The sequence below is a fragment of the Kribbella sp. genome (genome assembly GCF_035687465.1).
GTDB lineage: Bacteria > Actinomycetota > Actinomycetes > Propionibacteriales > Kribbellaceae > Kribbella.
Window position 1 is genome coordinate 1 of record NZ_DASRXP010000474.1, and the last position, 4353, is coordinate 4353.

Annotated in this window: 5 protein-coding genes; 3 read left to right on the forward strand and 2 right to left on the reverse strand. The window is 69.5% G+C overall.

The window, feature by feature from the left end; translation table 11 throughout:
• On the reverse strand, window positions 1–884 hold an 884-nt coding region (locus VFG33_RS24890; RefSeq protein WP_325055364.1), incomplete at its 3' end, for a glycosyltransferase.
• The gene (locus tag VFG33_RS24895) at window positions 881–1900 is read right to left on the reverse strand and encodes a lysylphosphatidylglycerol synthase domain-containing protein (protein WP_325055365.1); all 1020 of its coding nucleotides are present in this window, start codon (window positions 1898–1900) and stop codon (window positions 881–883) included. The genes VFG33_RS24890 and VFG33_RS24895, both read right to left, overlap by 4 nt.
• A 109-nt stretch (window positions 1901–2009) precedes the next feature.
• Here VFG33_RS24895 and VFG33_RS24900 point away from each other — a divergent pair, with 109 nt between their 5' ends.
• From VFG33_RS24900 to VFG33_RS24910, 3 genes are read left to right on the forward strand one after another with little or no spacing between them, the layout of a single operon-like run.
• Window positions 2010–2825 (forward strand): PIG-L deacetylase family protein, encoded by an 816-nt coding sequence (locus VFG33_RS24900; protein WP_325055366.1) that lies wholly within the window; start codon window positions 2010–2012, stop codon window positions 2823–2825.
• Between the two features lie 57 nt (window positions 2826–2882).
• Window positions 2883–3560 (forward strand): response regulator transcription factor, encoded by a 678-nt coding sequence (locus VFG33_RS24905; protein WP_325055367.1) that lies wholly within the window; start codon window positions 2883–2885, stop codon window positions 3558–3560.
• A 3-nt stretch (window positions 3561–3563) separates the two neighbouring features.
• Complete coding sequence (locus tag VFG33_RS24910; protein WP_325055368.1) at window positions 3564–4265, forward strand: phosphatase PAP2 family protein; 702 nt, start codon at window positions 3564–3566, stop codon at window positions 4263–4265.
• Window positions 4266–4353: the final 88 nt, after the last annotated feature.

Sequence of the window (4353 nt, forward strand, 5' to 3'; positions counted from 1 at the left end):
AACTCGCCCACGCCACCGGATGCCATCGCGACCACGGCGAGCCCCGCACAACGCGCCTCCAACGCGGCCACTCCGAACGATTCGAGCTCGGCCGGCGCCAGGTAGACATCTGCTGCCGCATAGAGCTGCTGGATCTCGAAGCGCGTGAGGCGTCCCGGCATCTCCACCCAGTCGGCCAGCTCCCGTTGCCGAACGATGCGGGTCAGCGCCGACGCCTGCGGGCCCGCGCCGACGATCACTGCACGCAGCGCCACCTCGGAGGGCAGCTTGCGGCGAATGTCCTGCAGAGTGTGGAGCAAGGCGGCAGGTCGCTTGCGGCGAGCGAGCCGCATGGTGCTCACCACGGTCAGGACATGGTCGGGGCGCTCTGGCACTCGCCAGGGCGACGGATCGATCCCGTTGTGGAGAACCTCGACCGGCCGCCCCGGCAGCGCCTTCCGCAACGAGGTGGCGACCACCTCGCTCACCGCGGTCCAGAGCACTCGCGGGCCGAACCCACGATCGAGCCTGGCCAGCGTCCAGGGCACTGCCACTCCCCCGGCCGCCGGCAGCGAATGCATCGTGATTGTCGCCGGGAGATCGACCTCCGCCGCCATCCTGGTGGCACTCCAGGCCAGCGGCGAGAACAGCGAGGTGTGCGCGTGGACGACGTCGTGCTTCGGCAGCTCACGGCGCAACCGTTCTGTTGCTACAGGCAACGGCAGGCCGCCGATCGCCGGCAGTCTGACCACCGCGAGGTCGCCCAGCTCCGACGCCGCGTCGGTAACGGTGAAGACGGTGACAGTGTGACCCGCTCGCTGGAGCTGGACGGCCAGGTCGTGGACGTGCATCTCGATCCCACCGAGCCGCGGCAGATAGCAGTCACTGACGAGCGCGACCCTCATGCCGTCGCCTCGACGGCAGCGCCGGTACGGCGACGGTTCCGCAGCAGCCAGATCCCCAGCGTCACGCCGCCCACCGGAATCTCCAGCAGGAAGGTGAATCCGCGGAACAGGAGCAACCCGGCCGCGACGGCCGCGGGCGCACCCCCGAGTGCCACCAGCGCCGCAGCGGTTCCGACCTCGACGACGCCGACGCCTCCCGGCGTGATCGGGATCAGGGTCAGCAGCCGTTCGACGGCCAGGCCGGTGATCAGCACGGGGAGGCCGAGCGACGTGCCGAGAACCTGGAAGCACAACCAGAGCAGGGCCAGCTGCAACACCAGATAGGCGGTCATCCCGAGCGTCATCGAGATCCAGCCGGTCCGGAACACCCGGAGGATCGAGTGCCTGAGCTCGGGAAGGGAGGTGGCGAAAGTCGACCGGCGCCGGAACACCTTGAGCAGGCGATCCAGGCCTCGTCCGCCCGCAGCTGCGGCCGACCCACTCGCCAAGGCCCAGACAACCGCCACCAACGCGGCGATGACCGGGATCAGGAGCAGACCGGTTCGTCCGATCGGGAGCGCACCCGCGGAGTGCAGGATCGGGGTGAGCGCCAGGGCCACCGCGACCACGCCCAGCTTTGCCACTACGTTCAGGAGCGTCGTCACGGCGAGGAAACCGCCGAAGGCGCCCGGAGTGAATCCCCAGCGACGCGTCATCGCGAAGTTCAGCCCTGTCCCTGCCGCACCGCCGAGCGGCAACACGTTGGACACCGCACTGCCGGTCAGGCTGAGGGTCAGGCCGCGGCGCTTCGTCAGCCCGGGCAGCGACGCGGCCAGCACGAAGGAGTGCGACCAGAGCCCCGCGATCCACACCACCGCAAGCGCCCCGAGCCAAGGCAACGACACCCGGCCGAGGACACTCCCCACTGTCATCCAGGTGGTGCCAACAGCCCGCGGCAGCAACACCAGCAGCGCTGCCGTGGCGACGACCGTCAGCACCGAGGTGACCATCCGTCGGGTCCACCCTGCGTTTCTCATCCTGCGTCCTGTTCCGCGATCGGCGACTTTCGACCATCGTGGAATTTCGCCGCTGAGAGACCCCTGAGAGTGGTTCGGGCGCCGTCATCCGCCGTGCCATCCTCGATCTATGGCGTTCACCCTGGTGTCCTTCCACGCGCACCCCGACGACGAGGCGCTGCTGACGGGCGGCACCCTGGCGCGTCTCGCGGCGGAGGGACATCGGGTGGTGCTGGCCGTCGCCACCGACGGCGAGGCGGGTGCCGCGGCCTCGACGTACCGGGCCGACGGGCACCTCGCGGATCATCGCCGCGACGAACTGGGGCGTTCCGCGGCGGCGCTCGGATGCGCACGGGTGGTCCGCATGGGCTTCCCCGATTCCGGTTGGTCTCGTTCGGAGCAACCCCCGGAAGGCAGCTTCAGCCGGCTACCGGTCGCGGAGGCGGCCGGGCCGCTTGCGGAGCTCCTGCGTGAGGAACGGGCGGACGCGCTGACGATCTACGACCCGGCCGGGGGCTACGGCCATCCCGACCATCGGCAGGTCTACACCGTCGGTCTCCACGCCGCGCAGCTGGCCGGCACCCGTCTGGTGCTGGAGGCAACAATCGACCGGGTCCTGATCCGCCGCCTGATCCGCCTCGTCGAGGCCGTCCCAGGCGTCCTACCGGATGTCCATGCTGCCGACTACGACGCCGCGTACACGGCCCGTCGGGATCTCACCCACCGCATCGACGTCCGCCGGTACCCCGAGGCGAAGCGACTCGCCTTCGCCGCCCACGCGAGCCAGGCCAGCTCCGACGAGGGCGCGAGGACCCTGTCCCTCCTGCTGAAACTCCCACCGTGGTTGTTCCGCCAGGTCCTCGGCCGCGAGTGGTTCGTCGAACACGGCCGACCGCCCGGCGAACCACTGGACGACCTGTTCGCCAGCCTTCGAACCAGCCCCTGATCGGATTCCGGGACGTCACTCAGCGGATTCTCAGCGGGCGGCGGCGACACTGGGGACATGCGGGTATTGATGGTGGAGGACGAGGTCCGGCTGGCCGACACGGTTCGCCGGGGGCTCACCGACGCCGGATTCGTGGTCGAAGTGGTGCACAACGGCGAGGACGGGGTCTGGGCCGCGACCGAGAGCGCCTACGACGTGATCGTGCTGGACATCATGCTGCCGAAGCTGAACGGGTACAAGGTGCTCGAGCGGCTGCGCGAAAAGGGTGTCTGGACGCCGGTACTGATGCTGACGGCCAAGGACGGCGAGTACGACCAGACGGACGCGTTCGACCTGGGCGCGGACGACTACCTGACCAAGCCGTTCAGCTTCCTGGTCCTGGTCGCCCGGCTGCGGGCACTGATCCGCCGCGGTGGACCGGAACGTCCGGTGGTGCTGGTGGCGGGCGACCTCACGCTCGACCCGGCGCGGAGGCGGGTCGAGCGAGCCGGCCAGGAGGTCGTCCTGACCCCGCGCGAGTACGGCCTGCTGGAGTTCCTGATGCGGCACCGCGGCGACACCGTCAGCAAGATCGAGATCCTGGAAAGCGTCTGGGACCCGGCCTTCGACGGCGACCCGAACGTGGTCGAGGTCTACATCCGCTACCTGCGCCTGAAGCTGGACGCCCCCTTCGGCCGGCACGCGATCGAGACGGTCCGCGGGATGGGCTACCGCCTCGACACCGAAGGCGGCTGAGGGATGACGATGACCGCCCAGCGACCACGGCAGTCAACGGTCGCCCGGTACGCCGTACCGATGGCCGGCGCTGTCGTGACACTGACCGGCACACTCGGCGTCATTGCACTGGCTGACAGTGCCACCGAGGGCGACGGACTGGCTGCCTTCGATCCCGACTTCACCAGTGACGCCGTCGCGGCGAGGTCTGCTCCCCTGACCGCACTCGCGCGCGGTCTCACCTTCCTCGGTGACGTCCCTGTCCTGATCGTCCTGATGCTGGTGGCCGCGTACCTGCTGTTCCGCACGACCCGATCCTGGCGAGCGCCGGCGCTGCTGCTGTTCGCGATGGCAGGCTCGGCCGCGCTGACCTACGGGCTCAAGGCACTGGTGGAACGCAAGCGCCCCGGTATCACCTTCGTGCTGGGACCGGTCGACACCGGATTCGCGTTCCCCTCCGGCCATACGCTGAACTCGACCGTGTTCCTCGGCATGCTGGCCGGTCTGATCTGGGTCGGTCTCAGGTCACGCACTGGCAAGGCGGCCGTCGGAACCGCGGCACTGCTGCTCAGCATCGGCATCGGGCTCAGCCGGATCTACCTCGGCTACCACTGGGCTACGGACGTGCTGGCCGGCTGGCTCGTCGCCGTGACCTGGCTCGCCATCGTGGTCACGACTGCGCGCCTGACAAAGTGGCTACAGAGGGATCCTTCACCGGCAGGCTGACCACGAAGCGGGCGCCGCCCAGTGGGGAGTCGGAGATCTCCACGGTGCCGCCGTGGCCGCGGACGACCTCGCGGACGATGGACAGGCC